A 23,185-nucleotide genomic window follows, 5' to 3' on the forward strand; every position below is an offset into this window, starting at 1 on the left:
AGAACACAAGGTTGATAGGTGAGGGGTGTAAGTGTGGTAACATATTTAGCTGACTCATACTAATAGATCGAGGGCTTGACCAAATAAAAACAACTGGATATTGTGTGCAATTTTGAAGGAATAATTTCTTCAGAAAAAGTGTTGACAAACCAAGGTTGGCACTATATAATAATCAATGTAACATGTAACGAAGTAGTAAATCTGGTGATGATGATACAAAGGTAACACCCCTTCCCATTTCGAACAGGATGGTTAAGCTTTGAGATGCCGATGGTACTGCATGGGAGACTGTGTGGGAGAGTAGGGAGTTGCCAGGTTAATACATGGATCTTTAGCTCAGTTGGTTAGAGCAACCGGCTCATAACCGGTAGGTCCGGGGTTCGAGTCCCTGAAGGTCCACCATTTCTGGGGGTATAGCTCAGCTGGGAGAGCACCTGCCTTGCACGCAGGGGGTCAAGAGTTCGAATCTCTTTATCTCCACCAAAGAAAACCGTAAACATAAAGTTTACGGTTTTTTTATTATATAGAAAGTTATTTTTATAATAACAACAATGTGAAAATATAGAAATTAATTTTTAAATGTATTAGAATGTGATTATACGCTTATAATGTAAGATACAAGTGAGAGGAGATAGGAATGTTTTATAGGATAAAACAATTTATGTGGGCGATAGAAGCTATCTATAAGGATATTGATGATGAATATATAAAAAGGTACTTAGATGAAGATGAAAAAAATTTGTTTCAGTTATTAAAGAAATCTGATAAACAGCATAGTATAAGGGTAGCAAAAGATGCATTAGAGTATATAGAAGATTCAAATAATGTCATACAAAAAATAGATAAAGAGAAAATCGTTAAAATTGCTTTATTACATGATATCGGTAAAATTGAGAGACCATTAAATGTATTTGAAAAATCACTTGTAGTTATTTTGGATAAAGTTACGAGCGGAAAAATAAGTAGATATAGTAATTTCAAAATAATAGATATATATTATAATCATCCTGAAAAAGGATATGAGATATTAAAACTAAATAAAAAGTATGATGTAGAATTTCTTAAGGTTATAGAAGAACATCATCATAAAATAAAAACATCAAATGAAATATTAGAAATAATTAAATATTGTGATAATAAAAATTAATGAGGTGGAATATGAATAGTGAAGATAGAAGAAAGGAAATTGTTAATTATATAGTAAATAGCAAGAGTCCATTAAAAGGCAGCGAAATAGCTAAAATATTTGGTGTAACTAGGCAGGTAATAGTAAAAGATATAGCAATAATAAGAGCAGCTGGAAGTAATATTGTCGCAACTCCTGAGGGATATATTATGAATAAGGAGAATTCTAGATATAGGAGAATTTTAGCTTTATGTCATAATTCAAGTGAAATGACAAATGAATTAGAAATAGTAATAAAGTATGGTGGAATGATTGAAGATGTAATTATTGAACATCCTATTTATGGTGAGCTTAAAGGAAATCTAATGATAAGAAATTTAAATGATTTAAATAATTTTCTTGATAAGTATAAGAAGTTTAAGGCAAAACCTTTATCTGCATTAACAGAGGGGATTCATTTACATACTATTTCAACAGAAAACAAAGATGATATGGATATGATTATAAGGGATTTAGAGAAAGTAGGCTATTTGCTAAAAGATTAATACGGGGTGAAATTTATGAGAAATAAGAAATTAGCAGTATTTATTCTTATTTTAATTCTAATAATGAGTGCACTTCTATTCTCTGCTAAGTTAATTATAAATATAGAATGGTTTATAGAGTTAGGTTACATTAAATTATATTTTACTAGATTGATTTCAATAGTTGAGATATTGATTCCACTTTTTTTAATATGCTTTATTATTGTAAATTTATTTAGTAAAAAACTTCTTAATAATATTAAAGATGAAATAGACGAAAACAGTTTAAAAAAGATAAAAAAAGGTGTTTCAATAACTAATATAATAATCTCTTTTCTAATTTCTATATATACATCTACTAAGTATTGGTACGAAATAGTCTTATTTTCGAATTCTGTTAGTTTTAATTATAGAGAACCAATATTTAATTTAGATGCTTCTTTTTATGTCTTTAAGCTCCCCTTACTTAAAATATTAAGCAACTTTTTAATAGAAGTAATAATAATTACTACTTTATTTTCAATTTGTTTTTATACATTAGTATCAATAAAGAAATATTTTATAAATAATAAATTCAAATCATTTAAGCAATTATTAGATTATCTTAAAGAGTTTTCAAAAAAGCAAATAGGAATACTTCTACCTATATTTCTTGTTCTTATTTCAATAAAATATGTAGTAAAAAGCTTTGATTTACTATATAGCAATAGAGGCGCTTCATTTGGGGCAAGTTATACAGATATAAATATTACGCTATTGTTTTATAAAATTATTATTGTGATAGCTATAGTTTCATCTATTATTACTTATTTTTGTATACGAAAGAATAGGTTTAAAGTATCAATGTATCCATTTATTCTTGTACTTTTTCTTATGATTTTAGAACCTGTTACTTATAAGGTAGTCTATAAGGTTATGGTAAAGCCGAATGAAATGGAATATGAGAGCAAATATATAGGTTATAATATAGACGCAACAACAAGAGCTTTCAATATAAATAATATAAATATAAAAAGTTATGAACCTCAAGCTAATTTGAATTCAGAAAAAATAATTAGAAATCAAGATACAATTTCTAATTTAAAAATTAATTCTCCATCGCCAGTTCTAAATTTTTATAATCAGGTTCAGGAAATTAGAAGCTATTACTACTTTAATGATATAGATACAGATAGATACAATATAGATGGAAAGTATACTCAAGTATTTATATCTCCAAGAGAAATAAGTACTGATTCAATGAGTACATGGCAAAATAAGCACTTAATTTATACTCATGGGTATGGAGTAGCTATGAGCAGGGTTAATAAGGTTACAGAACAAGGACAACCGGATTTTGTAATAAAAAATATACCTTTAGATAATTCATCTAGTATATTAATAAAAAACCCAAGGATTTATTATGGTGAAGCAAAAAACGAATATGCTATAGTAGATACATCTCAAGAAGAATTTGATTATCCTAACGAAAAGGAACAGGTTTCCTATAAGTATGATGATAAAGGTGGAATAAAATTAAATATTTTTAATAGATTAATTTTTAGTTTGGCTGAAAAGGATCCTAAAATAGTTTTTTCAGGCGCAATTAATAATGACAGTAAGATTCTTACAAATAGAAATATTATGGAGAGGGTAAATAAAATAGCTCCATTTTTAACTTATGATGATGATCCATATGTAGTAATAAGTGGAGGAAGGTTATATTGGATTATAGATGCATATACAACTTCAGGAAGCTTTCCTTACTCTGAACCTTATAATGGGATTAATTATATAAGGAATTCAGTTAAAGTTACAATAGATGCATCATCAGGAGAAACAAATTATTACATTGTAGATAATTCAGATCCAATAATTCAAAGTTATTCGAAGATATTCAAAGGGTTATTTAAGGATAAGAATGATATTCCTACTGGGCTTAAAGAACATTTAAAATATCCTAAAAAGATATTTGATTTACAATGTGAAGTATTATCAAAATATCATACTACTGATCCGAAGGAATTCTTTACATCAGAAGATGTTTGGGAGATTTCAAATAATTTAAGTGCTTTGTCTGGTCAACAGAATATTAATGAAGGATTATACCTTGTTACAAGTTTGCCAGGAGAAAATAAGCAGCAAATGATGCTGTTTGATTACTTTAATGTGAAAAACAAACCTAATATGGTATCAATGATTAGTGTAAAGATGGATGAGAGCGATTATGGAAAAATTACTCTATTTAAGTTCCCAACAGATAAAACTGTTTATGGACCTTATTTATTTAAAAATCAAATTTTACAGGACCCAGATATATCTAAGGAATTATCTTTATGGGAAGGAAAAGGTTCAAAAGTTGAATATGGTGAGACAGTAATACTTCCAGTAGAAGAATCTTTACTGTATTTACTTCCTATATATTTAAAAGCAGATGTGGATAAAACTATACCAGAGATGAAAAAGATAATTTTATCAGATGGTAAAAGAATAGTAATAGAGGATAATATAGAAAATGGATTAAAGAAGCTTTTTGATTATAAAGGGCAGATTAGTAAAATAGAAAAAATAAATGAAAATAGTCAGCTAACAAAGGAAATAAAGGAATTGTATAATAAAGCTATGGATGCTCAAACAAAAGGAAATTGGGCTGAATATGGAGAATATATTAAAAAGCTTGGAGAAGATATAAATAAGCTTAAAGAATAAATATGATATAATTAAGTAGATAATGAAATAAAGTGCGTTGAGGTTAAAAAAATGGATTATGATATATTAATACTAGGTGGTGGAATTATTGGTTGTTCCATTGCTTATGAACTTTCAAAATATAATCTGAATATAGCATTAATTGAAAAAGATTATGATATTGCAGATGATCTATCCTTTATTAATACAGCTATAATTTATGATGGAGCTGAATGTTCAAATGATTTAATGTCATCTCTAGAGAATATGGGAAATAGCTTAATAGAGGAAGTAGCAACAAAATTTAATGTTCCATTTAAAAGAATAGGATCGATTAGAATAGCTCAAACAGATGTTGCAGTTGATAAGTTATATAAAATGTATAATAGAGCTAAAAGAAGAGGAATAAAGGATATACACCTTATAGATGAAGAACATATAAAAGAAGTTGAACCAAACTTGAATATTCCTGTGAAAAAAGCACTGTATTCTCAAAATACTGCAGTAATAAGTCCATATGATTTAGCTTTAGCCTATGCAGAAGTGGCTGCTGATAATGGAGTAATATTTAGATTAGAGGAAGATGTAGTAGACATTAAAAAGCTTTCTAAGGGGTTTAGAGTAACTACAAGCAAGAATAAGTTCACATGTAAAGTTGTTGTCAACACAATACCTGGAGAGCAATATAACTTAAATCCTACGAATGAAGAAGAAACTAAAGTTGATAAAAAATTATATTATCTCTTAGTGGATGACAGTTTTAAAGAATGTAATGATACGCTAGTAATTAATGAAAGGGAAGAAAGCAATGGATTTGTATTCCAAACTCCAACACTTTCATTAGGAACTTTAGTTGCAGTTAAGAGTGATGTAGCATTATCATATGAAGAGCTTATAAAAACTTCAAATAGTATATTACCTAACTTAAGTAAGAGGGATATAAATTACATGTTTTCGGATGAGTTTAATGTAGACTCAATGTTAATAGATGAAAGTGAAATATCAAAGGGTTATATTAATGTTACAGGAGATCATTATGGAGAAGTAACAATAGCTCCAGCATTGTCTCAAATACTTTGTGAATCATTAGTTAATAATTTAAAGTGTACCTTAAAGAGAGATTTTATAGATAAGAGGAGAGAATACTTTAGATTTAGAGAATTATCAGATGAGCAGAAGAATGAGCTTATAAAGATAGATGATAGATATGGTAAAGTTGTTTGTCTGTGCAATACTATTACCGAAGGAGAGATTGTTGATGCAATAAGAAGACCATTAGGCGCTAGAACAGTTGAAGGTATTAAAAGAAGAACAGGTGCTACTTTTGGAAATTGTCATGGATCTTATTGTATAGATAAGGTTATAAACATATTAGCGAGGGAAATGGATAAAAAGCTTACTGATATTGTAGAGGATTCAAAAAATTCTAATCTTTTAGTATCAAGAATAAAAGAATTTGATGAGGTTTAGTGAGGATTTATAAATGGTAAGGAAAGATATTTTTACAAGTGTAGTAAGAACAAAAGATAATAGCAAGCATAAACTAATTCCTGTAAGAAGTAGCGAAGAAATAGATATAGAGTTATGGCAAGAATTATCTAAGATGCTTAGCAGAATTTATGCAAATACACCTATAAAGTGTGGAGATGTAATATGCTCTAATATCTTAAATACAGGAATTGATATTATATGTACTAAAAGTATAAAAAAAGAAATTTAGTTATAATATAAGATTATCGTTAAGATAATCTTTTTTTATGCAATTTATTCTACAATCCGAAGTCTATTAATATTTATTTAAATATGTATTATAAATATTTTGGAATGGAGGTAAGAATGGAGTATTTGTTTAGCAATGAAAATAGTATATTTAAGCAAGTACAAAAACAAAAAACGCTACCAATTATATTAGTATTATTGATACCAATCTTTATTGAAATAATAAGTGAATTTTTTTCAATAGTTATAGCACATAAATTTATTTTAGGTAAAATTGCTTTTATTGATAGTAATCCAATTTATTTACTAACTAGTAGGATAATTGTAATAGGACTGTATATAATATTAGTTTTATTTATTGAAAAGCGAAAGATTCAAGAAATTGGATTTAAAATAAATAAAGGATTCTTTAATAGATATTTGTTTGGAATACTTATTGGTTTATTAATGATGAGCTTTATTACTGTAATAATAATTATGTCAGGAAATGCACAAATATATAAAGGAGAATTATCATCAAAATTAATACCGTCATTCATTATTCTTATATTTGCTTGGATCATTCAAGGCGCATCGGAAGAAATCATGATGAGAGGATATATGATGCCTGTTATTGGGAAAAAATATAATGTGCTAATTGCAATTATAATAACCTCATGCTATTTTGCATTTCTTCATTTAGCTAATAATGGAGTAGATAGGCTTTCAATAATAAATCTTATTCTTTTTGGTATCTTTGCAGCATTTTATACAATTTATACTGAGGATATTTGGGGTATATGTGCTATACATAGTGCTTGGAATATGGCCCAAGGAAATTTATATGGTTTTTTAGTAAGTGGAAATCCAATAATGGTGGGTAGTATATTTAATACTCTTAGTAATAGTAAAAATATAATAAATGGCGCAGCCTTTGGACCTGAGGGAGGTTTAGTCGTTACAATAGTACTAACTTTATCAATTTTAATAATCATATTTTTAGCTAAAAAGAAACATAAAACTATTTAAATAAAAAATAGATAAAATGTTGTTGACAATTCATAATGTGCTTGATATAATACTAATTGTTCTGATAAACGGAGAGATGGTCGAGTTGGTTTAAGGCACCGGTCTTGAAAACCGGCGTACCTTCACGGGTACCTAGGGTTCGAATCCCTATCTCTCCGCCATTTTTTTATAGAAAAATAATTATTTTAGCCTGGAGAAGTACTCAAGTGGCTAAAGAGGCGCCCCTGCTAAGGGTGTAGGTCGGGCAACCGGCGCGCGGGTTCAAATCCCGCCTTCTCCGCCAAAACATCTAGATTAAATCTAGGTGTTTTTTTGATTATGTATATAATTACAAATAGCTATTGACTATTTAAGAATAGGTTGATATAATAAATTTTGTGTTAATTAGGAGAGATGGTCGAGTTGGTTTAAGGCACCGGTCTTGAAAACCGGCGTACCTTCACGGGTACCTAGGGTTCGAATCCCTATCTCTCCGCCATTTTATATAAATAATTATTTTTAGCTTGGAGAAGTACTCAAGTGGCTAAAGAGGCGCCCCTGCTAAGGGTGTAGGTCGGGCAACCGGCGCGCGGGTTCAAATCCCGCCTTCTCCGCCAAGATAGAACGATATAATCGTTCTATTTTTTTTTGTCTAAAACATAATATAGTAGTATATAATAATTATAGATTACTTATTTTGACAGGGGGTAAGTTAAGGTGTTGAAGGGTGAAATGGTATATCTAAAAGCTATTGAAAGAAAGGATATGAACATAATATATAATATTTGTTCAGAGAAAGAGGTAAGATTATATGATGGTGGTGGTATGGAATTGCCTCCATATAAGGATATAATGAAGAATTACGATAAGTTCATGATTATTGATAGAAAAAGCCTTACAATAATAAATGAAAAGAATGTAATAATAGGATACATTAGTTATAAAGAACTTCAAAATACAGTTGGAGTATATGATATAGGAATAACCATCGGGAGCAGATATTGGGGAAGAGGTTATGGGAAGGATTCTGTAAGAACATTAATTAAATATTTGTTTGAGACTCAATCAGCTCATAGAATTGAATTAGAGGTAGTGGTTAACAATGAGAGAGCTGTTAACTGTTATAAAGCGTGTGGATTTATAGAGGAAGGCAGAAAGAGAGAAAAGTATTATAATAATAAAAAATATTATGATACATTAGTCATGAGTATATTAAAAAAGGACTATAGAAGCCATTAAGATTAGCGAAAGAGCCAATTTTAATGGCTTTTTCTAAATTAAAAAATAAATTTTGAAAACGTATTGACTAAACTTGTACGTACAACTATAATGTAAATATAAAGAACTTGTACGTATAGGTATTGAATGATAATGTTTACTAAAATTTATCAAGTTACAAAAATATTGTGGGGGGAATAACAATCATGGGAAAATTCAAAAGTGACGCAGAGCAATTACTTAAGTTGGTTGGTGGAAAATTAAATATATCAGCAGTAACCCATTGTGCAACAAGAATGCGCTTTGTACTTGCTGATCCAAAAGTAGCTGATGTTAAGGCTATAGAAGCACTCAAAAGTGTTAAAGGTACATTTACACAAGCAGGACAATTCCAAGTAATAATCGGAAATGAGGTTCCAACATTCTATAATGAATTCGTAGCTGTTGCTGGAATTGATGGGGTTAGCAAAGATGAAGTAAAGGTTGCAGCAAAAGGTAATATGAGTTTTATTCAAAGACTACTTGCTGGACTAGCAGAAATCTTCACACCACTTATACCAGCATTGGTAGTTGGAGGTTTGATATTAGGTTTCCGTAATGTAATTGGAGATATTAAATTATTAGAAAATGGGACAAAGACTATAGTAGAGGTATCTCAATTCTGGGCAGGAGTGCATTCATTCTTATGGTTAATCGGTGAAGCAATATTTCATTTTTTACCAGTGGGTATAACATGGTCTATTTCTAAAAAAATGGGTACAACTCAAATCTTAGGTATTATATTAGGTATTACATTAGTTTCACCTCAGTTATTAAATGCATATGCAGTAGCTGGAGCAAAAGAAATTCCATTTTGGGATTTTGGATTTGCTAAAGTTCAAATGATAGGATATCAAGCTCAGGTTATACCAGCTATGTTAGCAGGATTCTTATTAGCATTCTTAGAGACAAAATTACGTAAGATAGTTCCAGAATATATATCAATGATAGTAGTTCCATTCTTCGCATTGGTTCCTACTGTATTGATTGCACATACAATTTTAGGACCAATAGGTTGGAAGATAGGATCAGCAATTTCATTTGTTGTTTATACAGGTTTAACATCAAGTTTAAAATGGTTATTTGCAGCACTTTTTGGTTTTGCTTATGCACCATTAGTTATTACTGGATTACACCACATGACCAATGCAATAGATATGCAACTTGTAGCTGAATTTGGAGGAACAAACTTATGGCCAATGATTGCATTATCTAATATAGCTCAAGGATCAGCTGTTTTAGGTATGATTTATGTTAATAGAAAAGACGAGGATGAAAAACAAGTATCAATACCAGCATGTATATCATGTTATTTAGGTGTAACTGAGCCAGCTATGTTTGGTATCAACTTAAAATATGTATATCCATTCCTATGTGCTATGACTGGATCTGCACTTGCAGCAGTTGTTTCAGTTGGATCAGGTGTAATGGCAAACTCAATAGGAGTTGGAGGACTTCCAGGAATACTATCTATAAAACCTCAATTTATGGCAGTGTTTGCAATATCAATGTTAATCGCAGTAGTAGTTCCATTCATATTAACAGTAATAATAAGTAAAAGAAAAGCAGCAACAGTTTTAGCAGGAAAAGAAGCAGTAGCTAAATAAGATAAATAATATTAACGAGGTTAATCTAAAGACCTTCTCATCTATGGTTTTTGAATTGACCTCGTTAAGAAATTTTTGACATTGTAAAGAGGGGATGTTTTATATGAAGGATTTCAAGAAAAGTGTAGTCTATCAGATTTATCCAAAGTCCTTTAGTGACTCAAATGGAGATGGTTTTGGAGATATAAAAGGTGTAACTGATAGATTGGACTATTTGCAGAACTTAGGAGTAGATTATATATGGCTAACACCTTTTTTCATATCTCCTCAAAGGGATAATGGTTATGATGTTGCAGATTATAAAAACATAGATCCGAGATTTGGAACCATGGAGGATTTTGAAGAGCTTGCATCAGAAGCTAAGAAAAGAAACATAGATATAATGTTAGATATGGTATTTAATCATACTTCTACTGAACATGAATGGTTTAAGAAGGCTTTAAATGGAGATGAAAAATATAAGGATTATTATATTTTTAAAGCTCCAGTGGATGGACAAGAACCTACAAACTGGATATCAAAGTTTGGTGGTTCTGCATGGCAGTATGTAGAGAAATTTGATGAATATTATTTACATCTTTATGATAAAACACAAGCTGATTTAAACTGGGAAAATCCACAAGTTAGAAATGAAATTTATGATATAGCTAATTATTGGATTGAAAAGGGAGTAAAAGGGTTTAGACTTGATGTTGTTAACCTTTTATCTAAACCAGAAACACTTGAAAATGATTATAAAGGTGACGGACGTAGATTTTATACTGATGGACCTAAAATACATGAGTATTTAAAAGAACTAAATAGAGAAAGTTTTGGTAAGCATAAAGATATATTAACAGTAGGGGAAATGTCTTCTACCTCAATTGATAATTGTATCAAATATTCAAATCCAAAGGAAAAAGAATTATCTATGGTATTTAATTTTCACCATTTAAAGGTTGATTATAAAGATGGTGATAAGTGGACATTAATGAAATTTGATTTCTTTGAATTAAAAAGTTTAATTAATACTTGGCAGATAGGAATGGAAGAGGGCGATGGATGGAATGCACTTTTTTGGTGTAATCATGATCAACCACGTATAGTCTCTAGATTTGGAGATGATAAAAAATATCCTAAAGAATCTGCTAAAATGTTAGCAACTACCCTACATATGTTAAGAGGAACTCCTTATATTTATCAGGGTGAAGAGGTCGGAATGACTAATGCTTATTTCGATAATATTGAAGATTATAGAGATGTAGAATCTATAAACTATTATAATATTTTAAAGAGCAATGGAAAAAGTGAAGAAGAAATTATTGAGATTCTTCAAGCTAAGTCAAGAGATAACTCTAGAACTCCGATGCAATGGAATGATGATAAATATTGCGGATTTACAAAAGGAATTCCATGGATACCAATAGGGAAAAACAAAACTATAAATGTTGAAGCAGCGCTTAGAGATGAAAATTCAGTATATTATCATTATAAAAAGTTAATAGAATTAAGAAAAAATTATGATATCATAGCTTACGGAAGTTATGAGCCTTTATTATTAGATAATGATAGAGTATTTGCTTATACAAGAAGTTATAAAAATCAACTATTAGTTGTAGTAAGTAATTTTTATGATAAAGAAATAACAATAGATTTAAACAATGAGGAAAGGCTAGGAGGGTATAATACTAAAAATATATTAGTATCAAATTATATGGATTCAACATTAAATATGAATAGTATATTACTTAGACCTTATGAATCAATAGCATACCTTCTTGAGAAGTAGAAAAGTACATGTTAAAATATTTATGGTGATTGAAAATGAATAGTAAATATTTTACATTGTATAATAAAATTGTTGAAGAAATTGAAAATGGAACTTTGGATCATGGTTCAAAACTTCCCTCAGAAAGTGAATATATGGATAAGTTTAATATATCTAGGGATACGGTAAGAAAGGCTCTAAATATGCTAGAGCAGAACGGATATATTAATAAGGTAAAGGGTAAAGGATCTTTTGTGCTAGATATTAATAGACACAATTTTTCAGTGTCTGGATTGATTAGTTTTAAGGAAATGTCTGAAAAAATGGGTGAGAAAACTAGAACATATGTTAAAGAACTTGAACTTATAGATGGAGATGATTTCCTTAGTAAAAAACTTAACACCGAGGATAAAATTTGGAAAGTCTTTAGAGTAAGAGAAATAGGTAATAAAAAAATAATATTAGATAAAGATTATTTAAATAGTGCCTACGTAAATGAATTAACTAAGGAAATATGTGAAGATTCCATATATAATTATTTAGAAAATGAATTAGGTCTTAAGATTGGATTTGCTAAAAAAGAGATAACAGTTCAACCATGCTCAGATGAAGATAGAAAGTATCTTAATGTAAAAGGCTTTGATATGATGGTTGTAGTAGATACAGTAGTGTATTTACAAGATGGAACATTATTTCAGTATACGCAATCACGACATAGACCAGATAAGTTTAAATTTGTAGATTTCGCTAGAAGAAACTATTAATTAAATATTTTTTATATTTATGAAAAAAATAGGGCGTATCAAAATTATTTTGATACGCCCTATTTTTAATTTATAATATATATAATTAGAATATAATGAAAAGCAATTATTTAAAAGGAGAGATGCTTATGGGCATTAAGTTTATATATGGAAGAGCTGGAGTAGGTAAGAGCTATTTTTGTCTTCAATCAATTAAAAAAAGAATTGATGAAAAAAAAGAAGGAAAATTTATATTAATAGTACCAGAGCAGTTTACGTTTAGAACTGAAAGTAATCTTCTTAAGTTTGCCACAGAAAAAGCTTTGCTACAAACTGAAGTTTTGAGCTTCAAGAGAATGGCCCATAGAGTATTCTCTGAGTGCGGTGGAGCTTCAATCATTAAGATAAATGAGTCTGGCAGAAGTATGATAATATATAAGGTTCTGCAGGAATTAGATAAAGAATTAAAGATATTTAATAAGGCCTCAAAACAAAATGGATTTATTGAAGTAATATCAACCCTAATAACAGAATTTAAGAAATATAATGTAACACCAGAAATATTAGAAGATTTGTCAAAGTCTTTAGAGGATAGGGATACAGAACTTAAATACAAACTTGAGGATTTAAAACTCATATATTCTAAGTTTGATACTTATCTGCATGAGAACTACATTGATAGTGATGATGAACTTACAATGCTTGCTGGGAAGCTATCTGGGTGCACTATATATGATAAAACAGAGATTTGGATAGATGAGTTTACAACATTTACCCCTCAACAGTATGAAGTAATAAAGATATTAGCTAAGAAGGCTAAGAATGTTTACATAACATTAGTAGGGGAGCAATGGAACAACTTAGACGATATTGATAATACTGATTTATTTAACGTGACAAAGAATACTGAAAAGAGAATTCTTAGGTTAATGGAGGAGAATAGAATTCCTTTTGATGGAGTAATTGACTTAAATAATGGAATTCCTTATAGATTAAGAAATTCAGAAGAGTTAGCTCATCTAGAGAGGTACTTTTATTCATACCCTTTTAAGGCATACCCAAAAGAAAATAAAGATCTAACAATATATAAAGCAGCTAATAGTTATGAAGAGATAGAGGAAATCGCTAAAAATATTAAAGAATTAGTTAGAGATGAAGGATATAGGTATAAGGATATTTCTTTAGTATGTAGGAATATTGAGGACTATGAGAAAATAACGGCTGTTATATTTAATGAATATGAAATTCCGTATTATATCGATAAGAAAAAAGATATATTAAATAATCCATTTGTTATATTAATTACATCATTATTTGAACTACAAAATAAAAATTGGAATTATGAGAGTATGTTTAAATATTTAAAGACAGGACTAACAGGAATAGATAAAAGCTACATTGATATAATAGAAAACTATGTATTGGCTAATGGAATTAAGAAGGCTAATTGGCTTTCAGAAGATGAATGGGAGTACTATCCACTAAGCTTTGGCGAAGTCACTGAGGAAGATCTCAAAATGAAGGTACTAATTAATGAGATAAGAGATGAGATAAGAACTCCTTTAATTAATTTCTATAAAAAGACTAATGGGAAAAGGACAGTTAGAGAATTTTGCGAAGGTGTTTATGATTTTCTAATAGAAATTAAAGCAATAGATACGGTAAAAAGTTGGATAGATAAGTTTTCAGAGAGAGGACTTAAGGAGAGGGAAAAAGAATATTCACAAATTGTTTCAATAGTAATGGAAGTGCTAGATCAAGCAGTTCAAGTTATGTCACAGGAAAAGATGGATCTAAAGAAGTTCTCCATAATCATTAATGGAGGTTTAGAAAAATATGAGCTTGGATTAATACCATTATCATTAGATGAGGTTACAATAGGGGATATTGCAAGGGTTAGAAGTAAGGAAATTAAGATATTGTTTTTAGTTGGAGTAAATGATGGAGTTATACCTGCTGCCATAAAAGATGAGGGAATACTATCTGATAAAGATAGAGATACAATGAAAAATAGAGGTATACCGCTAGCTTCAGACACAAAAGTTAAAGCCTTCGAAGAGCAGTTATTAGTGTATACTGCACTATCTTTTGCAAGTGAAAAACTAATAATTAGTTATCCTATGGCTGATTTTGAAGGAAAATCTCTTAGAGCGTCAATAATAATACCTAGACTTAAAAAGATTTTTCCAAAACTTATTGAAGAAAGTGATATTAGTAGAAATCAAGAAAAATATAATAAAGTTATATCTCCAACTCCAACCTTCAATAATATGATAGAGGCCTTAAGAAGAAATTATGATGATGAAGAAGTAGAGGAATATTGGGGAGAGGTTTATAATTGGTATAAAAATCATGAAGAATGGCATCAAAAAGCCCAGAATGTTGAAAGGGCTTTATCATATACCAATATGGAAGATGACATAGATGAAGATAAGGTTAGAAAATTATATTCCACTGCAAATGGAAGAATGATGTTTTCTGTTTCAAGACTAGAGAAATATGCGCAATGTCCTTTTTCTTATTATGTTCAGTATGGATTAAAGGCAAAGGATAGAAAAATATATGAATTTTCAGCTCCAGATCTAGGATCATTTATGCATGAGATTCTAGATGGATTTACTAATTACGTTAAAAATGAAAAGTTAAATTGGAGCGAATTAAATAAAGAAAGATGCACGCAAATAGTTTCTACTTTAGTTGACAAGAAATTAGAAGAGAATCAAGGATTTATACTAAATAGTTCAAAAAGATATAAGTATTTTACAGATAGATTTAAGAGAATTCTATCAAAATCAGTTTCAGCAGTCTCAGAACACATGAAAAGAAGTACCTTTGAAATATATAAAAATGAGTTTGAATTCTCAAGCTTTAAGGATGCTGAGCCAATAAAGATTAAGGTGAATGATGGAGAAGAGGTCTTCTTAGTAGGTAGAGTAGATAGAGTTGATGTGGCAGAAATAGACGGGGAAAGTTATATAAGAGTCATAGATTATAAGTCTGGAAGCAAAAAGTTTGATTTAACAAAGCTTTATCATGGGCTTCAAATTCAACTTTTAGTATACTTAGATGCATTGATTAAAAACTCTAAATACTTTTTGAATAAAAATACTTTGCCTGGAGCTATTTTATACTTTAGGATAGATGATCCACTAATTTCAGTTGATAAAAGAATAGCTGAGGAAGAGATAGAGAAGAAAGTGTTGTCTTCATTTAAGATGGATGGGTTAGTTTTAAAGGATCCTAAGATAATTAAAGCTATGGATGATGATCCAGGACTATACTCAGTAGTTATTCCAGCAGGAATAAAGAAGGATGGAGAGGTATCCTCAAGTAGTTCAGTAGCAACAGAAGAGCAGTTTGAGGTTTTAAGAAATTATGTTAACCATAAAATTAAAGAATTATGTTCAGAAATGCTTAAAGGAAATATAAAGATAAATCCCGCAAAGGAAAATACATTTACTTATTGTGAGTTTTGTGATTACTCATCAGTATGTCAGTTTGATCCTAACCTTAAAGATAATAAGTATAAGTTAATTAAGCTTAAAAAGAAGGATGAGGTTTGGGAGGATATGAATAAGGTTGTAAGTTCAGAGGAGAAAGGAGGGGAATAGAAATGGCAACAAAGTGGACCAATGAGCAGCTTATGGCTATTGATACTAGGGGCTGTAATTTATTAGTTGCAGCAGCAGCAGGTTCAGGAAAGACTGCTGTACTAGTTGAAAGAATAATAAAGATTATTACTGATAAAGAAAATCCAGTGGATATAGATAGACTTCTAGTTGTTACATTTACTTCTGCAGCAGCAGGAGAAATGAGAGAAAGAATAGCAGATGCTATTTCAAAGGAATTAGAGAAAGATCCTAATTCTAAGATATTACAGAAACAGCTTACATTGCTTAGTAGAGCTAATATAACTACAATGCATTCTTTCTGTTTAGATGTAATAAGAAATAACTTTCATGAAATAGATTTAGATCCATCCTTTAGAATTAGTGATGAAACAGAAGGAACACTAATGAAGCTTGAGGCTATTACAGAAATATTTGAAGAACTCTATGAAGCAGAAGATAAGGAATTTTTAAACTTACTAGATGCTTATGGAGGGGGAAAAGATGATAAAAGGCTTCAGGATTTAACACTAAATCTATATGAATTTTCTATGAGTGGGCCATGGCCTGAAAAGTGGCTAAGTGAAAAGGCAGAAGAATTTAATATAACTAGCGAAGCAGAACTAGAAAGTTCTAGTTGGGTAAGAGTATTAAAGGAATCAATTAGTACAGAATTACAAGGAGTAATTAGGAACTTAGAAGCAGCTTTAGATTTAGCAGAAAACTCTGCTGGATTAGAGCCTTATGGGGAAAACCTTAGGGAAGATATATCACTTATAAGGGATATAAGTGAAAAGCTATATTCTGGCAGCTTAGAAGAGTTATATAGGGCAATTAGTTCCATAGAATTTTCTAAACTTAAAAGAGTGTTAGCAAAAAATGTTGAGGAGCCAAAAGTTCAAGAGAGAATAAAGAAGGTAAGAGATGAAGCTAAGAAGTCCCTGGGAGCTATTTCCCAAGAAATATTTAATGCCCCTCCAAAGGATATAATTAGTGACTTAAGAATTACCTATCCATTAATGAAATCTTTAACTAAACTAGTTATTAAATTTAAAAATGCTTATGAGGAAAAGAAAAGAGAAAGAGGGATATTAGACTTTAATGATTTAGAACATCTTTGTTTAAAGATACTCATAAATGAAGAATCAGAATCAGTAGAACCATCACAAGTTGCTCTAGGCTTTAGAGAAAAGTTTGATGAAGTATTAGTTGATGAATATCAAGATTCTAATAATGTTCAAGAAACCATAGTATCATTGGTATCAAGGAAAGAACTTGAAAATCCAAACTTATTTATGGTTGGAGATGTTAAGCAAAGTATTTATAGATTTAGACAGGCAAAACCAGAACTATTTTTACAGAAGTATAATAGTTATTCTGCTGAAGTAGGAAGTAAAAACAGAAAAATAATGCTTTATAAAAATTTCAGAAGTAGAGAAGAGGTAATAAGCGGAGTAAACTTTGTATTTAAAGAGCTTATGTCTGAAACTCTAGGAGAATTAGAATATACTGAGGAAGAAGCACTAAATCTAGGGGCTTCCTATCCAGAAACAGATATAGATGAAGCAATCATAGGTGGAGCACTTGAACTTCATATAGGAGAAAAAACTCCAGAAGAGGCTCAAGTGGGTGAAGAAGAAAGTGAAGAAATAGAGGAAGAGGATGAAGATTTAACAGGTGTACAATTAGAAGCAAGAATAGTGGGAAAAAGAATAAAGGAACTTATGACAGCTAAAGATGATAAAGCTTTCATGGTTATGGATAAGACTACGGGAACTTATAGAAAAGTTAGGTTTAAGGATATAGTAATCCTTTTAAGAGCAACTAAAAATTGGTCAACTGTTTTTTCGGAAGAATTAGGAGCTTTGGGGATTCCCGTATATTCTGATACTGGCACTGGTTATTTTGAAACTATAGAAATAAGAACTATATTATCACTATTGCAAATAATAGATAATCCACTTCAAGATGTACCTATGCTTGCATCCTTAAGAAGTCCTATTTTCTCATTTAATGCAAATGAATTAGGAGAGCTAAGAATACTTGGAGAAAATAAATATTTTTATGAAACTATTGAAGATATAGTAGAAGGTAGAATAAAGGCATCTGAGGAATTTAAGGAAAAGTGTAATTATTTTATCACGAGTTTAAGCAAGTGGAGAAAAAGGGCTGCCTATACGCCTATAGATGAATTCATATGGTATCTTTATATGGACACATCTTATTATGGATTTGTAGGGGCTATGCCAAATGGAGCTCAGAGGCAGGCTAACTTGAAGATTTTATTCCAAAGGGCAAAGCAATTTGAAACCACAAGTTTTAAGGGATTATTTAATTTTATAAATTTTATTCATAAGCTAAGAAAGTCTTCAGGAGATATGGGAAGTGCAAAGATACTTGGTGAAAATGAAGATGTAGTTAGGATAATGAGCATTCATAAAAGTAAAGGGTTAGAGTTCCCTGTTGTGTTTTTAAGTGGTACGGGTAAGAAATTTAATCTGATGGATTTAAATAAAGAGGTTATGTTCCACGATGAATTAGGTTTAGGGCCACAAGTTATAGATCTAGAGCATAGGATAACATATCCGTCCATAGCTAAGAATGCTATAAAGAGAAAAATTCTTTTAGAAACCTTATCAGAAGAAATGAGGATACTTTATGTTGCATTAACTAGAGCAAAGGAAAAGTTGATTTTAACTGGCTCAGTAAGTAATTTTGAAAAAGCAGCAGAAAAATGGAATTCTTCAGCATCAATGGGTGATGAAAAGATACCAGCAGCAGAGTTAATAAAGAAGAGAAGTTTTTTAGATTGGATTGGGATAGCTCTTTGTAGACATAAGGATGGAGATGTTCTAAGGGGTTCTAACGAAGTATCTAAGATAATTGATGGTGATAAATCTAATTGGAACATTAAATTGTGGATAAAATCTCAGCTTGTTGGGGATGAAATTTCAACTGATGTGGATAAAACAGAAGAAAAAGAATTATTTGTAGATAAGAAAATAAATAAAGTAGATGAAGAGATTGAAAGAAGATTAGGGTTCAAGTATGAATATATAGAATCTTCAATACTACCATCTAACATATCCGTTTCAGAACTAAAGAAAAGGGCTTATAGTGAAATAATTGAAGAAGTTTCTCAAGATTTATTTAAAACTGATTTTATAGCTAAGCCTAAATTCTTGCAAGAAGAAAGAGGATTATCTGCAGCAGAGAGAGGGACAGTTATTCACTTTTTCATGCAAAAAATTGATTTATTAAAAAGTAATACTTTTGGTGAAATAAAAGAACAGTTAGAGGAACTTGTATCAAGAGAATTACTAAGAGAAGATGAGGCAAAGGTAATAAATATAAATAAGGTAAAAAACTTTATAAATAGCAGTTTAGGAAAAAGAATGCTTGAGTCAGCGAGTCAAGGGAAAAAAGTTGTTAGAGAAATTCCTTTTTATACAGAAATAAGTGCATTAGAATTTAATAAAGAGCTTGGAGAAGAATATAAGGATGAAAATATAAGACTTCAAGGAGTAATTGACGCTTATTTTGAAGAAGAGGATGGTATAGTTTTATTAGACTATAAAACAGACTATGTAGAAGAAGGAACCATAGATAAAATAGTAGATAGATATAGACTTCAATTAGATTACTATACTCGAGCTTTGGAGAAAATTACAGGTAAAAAAGTAAAAGAAAGATATTTATATCTATTTGGTATAGATAGAGAAATTAAGGTATAAAAAAATAGAAACCATTGGTTTCTATTTTTTTATATAGTAGCAATTATAGAGCCTAAGTAAAATCCTAATACTCCTAAAATAAGAGAGCCTGATATATAAATAAAAGCATTTAGCTTTTCCTTGTCTTTAAATAAATTAAAACCTTCATACATAAAGGTCGAAAAAGTTGTGTATGCACCTAAGAAGCCATCAGCTAAAAGCAGCAGCATATTAGTATTTACACCTATAGAACTAACAATTCCTAATAAAATAGCACCTGTAACATTTATAATAAAAGTTCCTAAAGGAAAAGGTTTATTTGATTTTTCACTTATGTATTTTCCAAGAACATATCTTACGATGCTTCCAGCACCTCCACCTAATGCAACTAAAATATACGACATATATTAAACCTCCTCATCTATTGAAGCTTCAGCATCTACTTCATTTAAAGTGGTATTCTTAAGTATAAGCTTAGAAATAACCTTTCTAGTAAAAAGGACTCCTAAGTAAGCTGCTATTAGTCCAAGAATAACTGAAGAAAATAAATAGAATATAGAAGAATAATAGTGTCCTTGACGTATAAGGTTAACAGATTCCTTACATAATGTAGAGAATGTTGTAAAAGCACCAAGAAAACCAGTTGCTATACCTAGTCGTATATTTGAATTAAAATCGTAAACTTCTAATGCTGTTGTTAAGACTAATGCCAAAATAAAGCTTCCACAAATATTTATAACTAATGTATTTAGTGGAATTACTCCTGAATAGAAGCTTGTAATATCAATATTTTTTATTAAATATCTTAAAATAGCTCCAAGCATTCCACCTATAAAGATAAAAATATATTTTTTCATAAGTCATTGTCATTCCTTTTTTTATAATATTCAGTTGCAAGTGATATTAGTGTATGCTCATTATTGAGATTTGGATCTTCAAGAACCATATCCATTAAGTAGTCTAAAATAACGCCGACTTCTTTACTAGGTTTTAAGTTTAGAGAGTCCATGATTACTTTACCATTTACCTTTAATGAATTTTTACTTAAAGGTTCAGAGGACTCTAGTATTTCTTTAGTTCTCTTCTCCATATAGTCTAAGTCAGACAAAACTTTAAATGGAGGTGCTGATGATAATATATCAGCTCGTTGTAGTTTAAATAAATCAAAAACTAAGTCTATAGAAACTCTATTAATTAGTCTTTTGAGTGCAGCATCTGAAGGATTGAATAAAATATTCATATGTTCCTTAACTAAGATAGATGCTTTATTAATAGTATCATTATCAAAGGTTAGTCTTTTTAAAATACTTACGCACATTTCTGCTCCAATATTTTGATGATTATAAAAGTGTCCGTGACCATCTTCTCCAATAAAGAAGCAAGGTGGCTTAGCTATATCATGGAATAAGGCAGCTAGCCTTAAATGAACTTTATTAGGAACCATTTCAACAACAGAGAGTGTATGTTCAAAAACATCCTTATTATGATATGGAGTTTTTTGATCAAAATCAACAGTAGCTTGAAGTTCAGGTAGTATATGATTTAGAATACCAGTAGAATTTAACAACCGTAACCCACTAGTTGGATAAGGCGAAGTTATAATCTTAAGGAATTCTTCTCTTATTCTCTCTGAACTTATATTTAGAATGAGTTCAGAATTTTTTTTAATTGCGTCTAGAGTGCTTTTTTCAATGGTAAAACCTAATTGGCAAGAAAAACGAATAGCTCTTAGCATTCTTAATGCATCTTCTTGAAATCTTTTGTTTGCATCTCCAACAGCTCGTATAAGCTTTGAGTTTAAATCATTAATACCATTGAAATAGTCCATTAATCCATCCGTTTCATTGTATGCAAAAGCATTTATAGTGAAATCTCTTCGAGCTAAATCTTCTTTAAGAGAGGAAACAAATGTTACGTCCTCGGGTCTTCTATTGTCTTTATATTCACCATCAATTCTATAGGTAGTAATTTCAAAAGGAATAGAGTTCTCCATTACTGTTACAGTTCCATGCTTTAGACCAGTAGGAATTGTTTTATCAAATATTCTTATAACATCCTCCGGAAGAGCATTTGTTGTTATATCGAAATCCTTTGGAGCTAATGATAATAAGGAATTTCTAACTGAACCACCAACTAAAAAGCCCTCAAAGCCATTATCCTTTAATTTACCTATAATATACTTAACTTCATTGGGGTAAGAGATAAACATAAATATCACCTCAAATATTCTAAAATAAATATTTAAACTTATTCTACTATAAATAAAAGGGATGTATCAAATTATTTTAATACATCCCACGAATTGTTAATTAATTATTACTTTAGTTCCTTTATTTATATTATCATATAGCCATTTTGCATCATCTAAAGACAAACGAACACAACCATGTGATAATGGAGCTCCTAATGAAGGATCTATAACTGTCTTTTTATCTTCTTCGAAAGGAATTGAATGGAACAAATAGTTACCTTGGAACTGAACCCAGTACTTAGCACCCTGTTTATATTTGTCAGAATAGAACCAATCACCTTTTTCTTGAACTTGATAAACTCCTTTTGGGGTATCTGTATCATCTTTACCTGTTGAACAAGAAAGAGTTTTTAATAATTTCCAATTGTTTTTTGTTCCTTTAAAAACATAAGTTTTTTGATTAGTAATATTAACATAAAGCATATAAGAGGTTAAGCTAGTAAGATTTAGAGTATTAATATTACTAAGGCTTAATGATAAGGGAACTGTTGAAGCAGCCTTTGAAGAATTAGATGTATTTTTACTTGCTAAGTAATCAGCTTTCTGTTTTTCATAGGATGCAATAGTATCTGATATTTCCTTATCATCATTGTAATAATCTTTAAGATCAGATTTTATGAGATTTATGGCATCAGTATAATATTTCTGGCTCGCCAAATCATTTGCTTTATCTAGAGTAGCCTTTTTAAACTTATCTAAGGAACTTTTTTCATATTCTAATGCTAATTTATAATTTGAATCATACTCAGAAACTTTTGAAAAATTCGTAATTGAGGCTTTGTAATCTTCACTTTTTATAGCATTTAAGCCCGCTTGAAAATTATTATTTGACTCCTTAATGGTAGGTAATGTTGCTTTAAAGTCTTCAATCTCTTTTGAAAAAAGTCCATAATAATCAATTTTTGATACTAAGTAAAGTGCTTCACTTTCTGAGATATCAGCATTTTTATATGAATTAATAGTGCTACTCAGAGAGTCACTTAAGAAGTTTTTTAAATCTCCTTTAAACATCAAAAGCTTAATAGGATTATATATCTGACTAGATATGGCTATTTTACTTGCTTCAGTATAATCCCCATTGTTAAACTTTGCTTTGAAGTTTTGAATTAGATATGTATAATTTACTACTGAAAAAATAACTAAGGAGGTAGATATGGATAATATTAAAATGTAGAAGAATATAAAAACTTTGTTTTTATTTATAAGTGATTTAATAGAAAATTTTTTATTCATATA

The 23,185-nt window shown here is 29.9% G+C and carries 16 protein-coding genes, 6 tRNA genes and 2 rRNA genes; 20 read left to right on the forward strand and 4 right to left on the reverse strand.

Annotation, left to right across the window (positions count from 1 at the left end; all coding sequences use genetic code 11):
• From JK634_RS17570 to addA, 20 genes are all read left to right on the forward strand, one after another.
• Positions 1 to 83 (forward strand): 23S ribosomal RNA (locus JK634_RS17570); the annotation flags it as partial.
• Positions 84 to 200: 117 nt separating this feature from the next.
• Positions 201 to 317 (forward strand): 5S ribosomal RNA (gene rrf / locus JK634_RS17575).
• A gap of 8 nt (positions 318 to 325) precedes the next feature.
• Positions 326 to 402 (forward strand) — tRNA-Ile (locus JK634_RS17580).
• Positions 403 to 407: 5 nt separating this feature from the next.
• A tRNA-Ala gene (locus JK634_RS17585) sits at positions 408 to 483 on the forward strand.
• A 154-nt stretch (positions 484 to 637) separates the two neighbouring features.
• Complete coding sequence (locus JK634_RS17590) at positions 638 to 1,147, forward strand: HD domain-containing protein (RefSeq protein ID WP_202769037.1); 510 nt, start codon at positions 638 to 640, stop codon at positions 1,145 to 1,147.
• Positions 1,148 to 1,158: 11 nt separating this feature from the next.
• Entirely contained in the window at positions 1,159 to 1,671 is a 513-nt protein-coding gene (locus tag JK634_RS17595) for a transcription repressor NadR (RefSeq protein ID WP_202769038.1), read from the forward strand.
• Between the two features lie 15 nt (positions 1,672 to 1,686).
• On the forward strand, positions 1,687 to 4,338 hold the full coding sequence (locus JK634_RS17600; RefSeq protein WP_202769039.1) for a UPF0182 family protein: 2,652 nt from the start codon (positions 1,687 to 1,689) through the stop codon (positions 4,336 to 4,338).
• 51 nt (positions 4,339 to 4,389) lie between these two features.
• On the forward strand, positions 4,390 to 5,787 hold the full coding sequence (locus JK634_RS17605) for an NAD(P)/FAD-dependent oxidoreductase (protein WP_202769040.1): 1,398 nt from the start codon (positions 4,390 to 4,392) through the stop codon (positions 5,785 to 5,787).
• 13 nt (positions 5,788 to 5,800) lie between these two features.
• A complete protein-coding gene (locus JK634_RS17610; protein ID WP_202769041.1) occupies positions 5,801 to 6,037 on the forward strand; it encodes a DUF1667 domain-containing protein in 237 nt (78 codons plus the stop codon).
• 116 nt (positions 6,038 to 6,153) lie between these two features.
• The gene (locus tag JK634_RS17615; RefSeq protein WP_202769042.1) at positions 6,154 to 7,044 is read left to right on the forward strand and encodes a CPBP family intramembrane glutamic endopeptidase; all 891 of its coding nucleotides are present in this window, start codon (positions 6,154 to 6,156) and stop codon (positions 7,042 to 7,044) included.
• A gap of 70 nt (positions 7,045 to 7,114) precedes the next feature.
• Positions 7,115 to 7,205 (forward strand) — tRNA-Ser (locus JK634_RS17620).
• A 31-nt stretch (positions 7,206 to 7,236) separates the two neighbouring features.
• Positions 7,237 to 7,327, forward strand: a tRNA-Ser gene (locus tag JK634_RS17625).
• 104 nt (positions 7,328 to 7,431) lie between these two features.
• Positions 7,432 to 7,522, forward strand: a tRNA-Ser gene (locus JK634_RS17630).
• A gap of 27 nt (positions 7,523 to 7,549) precedes the next feature.
• Positions 7,550 to 7,640: transfer RNA gene (locus JK634_RS17635), tRNA-Ser, on the forward strand.
• Positions 7,641 to 7,740: 100 nt separating this feature from the next.
• Positions 7,741 to 8,262 carry a GNAT family N-acetyltransferase gene (locus JK634_RS17640; RefSeq protein WP_202769043.1) on the forward strand — a complete coding sequence of 174 codons (522 nt, stop codon included), beginning with the start codon at positions 7,741 to 7,743 and terminating at the stop codon, positions 8,260 to 8,262.
• A gap of 185 nt (positions 8,263 to 8,447) precedes the next feature.
• Entirely contained in the window at positions 8,448 to 9,887 is a 1,440-nt protein-coding gene (gene treP / locus JK634_RS17645) for a PTS system trehalose-specific EIIBC component (RefSeq protein WP_202769044.1), read from the forward strand.
• Positions 9,888 to 9,990: 103 nt separating this feature from the next.
• Positions 9,991 to 11,655, forward strand: a complete 1,665-nt coding sequence (gene treC, locus JK634_RS17650) for an alpha,alpha-phosphotrehalase (RefSeq protein WP_202769045.1) — start codon at positions 9,991 to 9,993, stop codon at positions 11,653 to 11,655.
• Positions 11,656 to 11,690: 35 nt separating this feature from the next.
• Positions 11,691 to 12,398: a trehalose operon repressor gene (treR, locus tag JK634_RS17655; protein WP_202769046.1), complete on the forward strand. Its 708-nt coding sequence runs from the start codon at positions 11,691 to 11,693 to the stop codon at positions 12,396 to 12,398.
• A 128-nt stretch (positions 12,399 to 12,526) separates the two neighbouring features.
• The gene (gene addB / locus JK634_RS17660; protein ID WP_202769047.1) at positions 12,527 to 15,988 is read left to right on the forward strand and encodes a helicase-exonuclease AddAB subunit AddB; all 3,462 of its coding nucleotides are present in this window, start codon (positions 12,527 to 12,529) and stop codon (positions 15,986 to 15,988) included.
• Positions 15,989 to 15,990: 2 nt separating this feature from the next.
• Complete coding sequence (addA, locus tag JK634_RS17665) at positions 15,991 to 19,719, forward strand: helicase-exonuclease AddAB subunit AddA (RefSeq protein WP_202769048.1); 3,729 nt, start codon at positions 15,991 to 15,993, stop codon at positions 19,717 to 19,719.
• Positions 19,720 to 19,748: 29 nt separating this feature from the next.
• On the opposite strand, the gene crcB (JK634_RS17670) is transcribed toward addA, so the two are convergent.
• From crcB (JK634_RS17670) to JK634_RS17685, 4 genes are all read right to left on the reverse strand, one after another.
• Positions 19,749 to 20,102: a fluoride efflux transporter CrcB gene (crcB, locus tag JK634_RS17670; RefSeq protein ID WP_202769049.1), complete on the reverse strand. Its 354-nt coding sequence runs from the start codon at positions 20,100 to 20,102 to the stop codon at positions 19,749 to 19,751.
• 3 nt (positions 20,103 to 20,105) lie between these two features.
• Complete coding sequence (gene crcB / locus JK634_RS17675; RefSeq protein WP_202769050.1) at positions 20,106 to 20,555, reverse strand: fluoride efflux transporter CrcB; 450 nt, start codon at positions 20,553 to 20,555, stop codon at positions 20,106 to 20,108.
• The gene (locus JK634_RS17680; protein WP_202769051.1) at positions 20,552 to 21,907 is read right to left on the reverse strand and encodes a CCA tRNA nucleotidyltransferase; all 1,356 of its coding nucleotides are present in this window, start codon (positions 21,905 to 21,907) and stop codon (positions 20,552 to 20,554) included. Before JK634_RS17680 ends, crcB (JK634_RS17675) begins: the two co-directional genes overlap by 4 nt.
• Positions 21,908 to 22,003: 96 nt before the next feature.
• Positions 22,004 to 23,182: a L,D-transpeptidase gene (locus JK634_RS17685; RefSeq protein WP_202769052.1), complete on the reverse strand. Its 1,179-nt coding sequence runs from the start codon at positions 23,180 to 23,182 to the stop codon at positions 22,004 to 22,006.
• Between the last annotated feature and the right edge of the window lie 3 nt (positions 23,183 to 23,185).

It is taken from the genome of Clostridium paridis (assembly GCF_016765615.1).
Classification (GTDB): domain Bacteria; phylum Bacillota; class Clostridia; order Clostridiales; family Clostridiaceae; genus Clostridium_T; species Clostridium_T paridis.

Excerpts from the sequence above, each read along its gene's own strand:
- JK634_RS17605 (WP_202769040.1), top strand. The coding sequence starts at position 4,390 with ATGGATTATGATATATTAATACTAGGTGGTGGAATTATTGGTTGTTCC.
- crcB (WP_202769050.1), bottom strand. The coding sequence starts at position 20,555 with ATGAAAAAATATATTTTTATCTTTATAGGTGGAATGCTTGGAGCTATT.
- treC (WP_202769045.1), top strand. The coding sequence starts at position 9,991 with ATGAAGGATTTCAAGAAAAGTGTAGTCTATCAGATTTATCCAAAGTCC.
- JK634_RS17685 (WP_202769052.1), bottom strand. The coding sequence starts at position 23,182 with ATGAATAAAAAATTTTCTATTAAATCACTTATAAATAAAAACAAAGTT.
- treR (WP_202769046.1), top strand. The coding sequence starts at position 11,691 with ATGAATAGTAAATATTTTACATTGTATAATAAAATTGTTGAAGAAATT.
- JK634_RS17615 (WP_202769042.1), top strand. The coding sequence starts at position 6,154 with ATGGAGTATTTGTTTAGCAATGAAAATAGTATATTTAAGCAAGTACAA.
- JK634_RS17595 (WP_202769038.1), top strand. The coding sequence starts at position 1,159 with ATGAATAGTGAAGATAGAAGAAAGGAAATTGTTAATTATATAGTAAAT.
- JK634_RS17680 (WP_202769051.1), bottom strand. The coding sequence starts at position 21,907 with ATGTTTATCTCTTACCCCAATGAAGTTAAGTATATTATAGGTAAATTA.
- JK634_RS17610 (WP_202769041.1), top strand. The coding sequence starts at position 5,801 with ATGGTAAGGAAAGATATTTTTACAAGTGTAGTAAGAACAAAAGATAAT.
- treP (WP_202769044.1), top strand. The coding sequence starts at position 8,448 with ATGGGAAAATTCAAAAGTGACGCAGAGCAATTACTTAAGTTGGTTGGT.
- addB (WP_202769047.1), top strand. The coding sequence starts at position 12,527 with ATGGGCATTAAGTTTATATATGGAAGAGCTGGAGTAGGTAAGAGCTAT.
- crcB (WP_202769049.1), bottom strand. The coding sequence starts at position 20,102 with ATGTCGTATATTTTAGTTGCATTAGGTGGAGGTGCTGGAAGCATCGTA.
- JK634_RS17590 (WP_202769037.1), top strand. The coding sequence starts at position 638 with ATGTTTTATAGGATAAAACAATTTATGTGGGCGATAGAAGCTATCTAT.
- addA (WP_202769048.1), top strand. The coding sequence starts at position 15,991 with ATGGCAACAAAGTGGACCAATGAGCAGCTTATGGCTATTGATACTAGG.
- JK634_RS17600 (WP_202769039.1), top strand. The coding sequence starts at position 1,687 with ATGAGAAATAAGAAATTAGCAGTATTTATTCTTATTTTAATTCTAATA.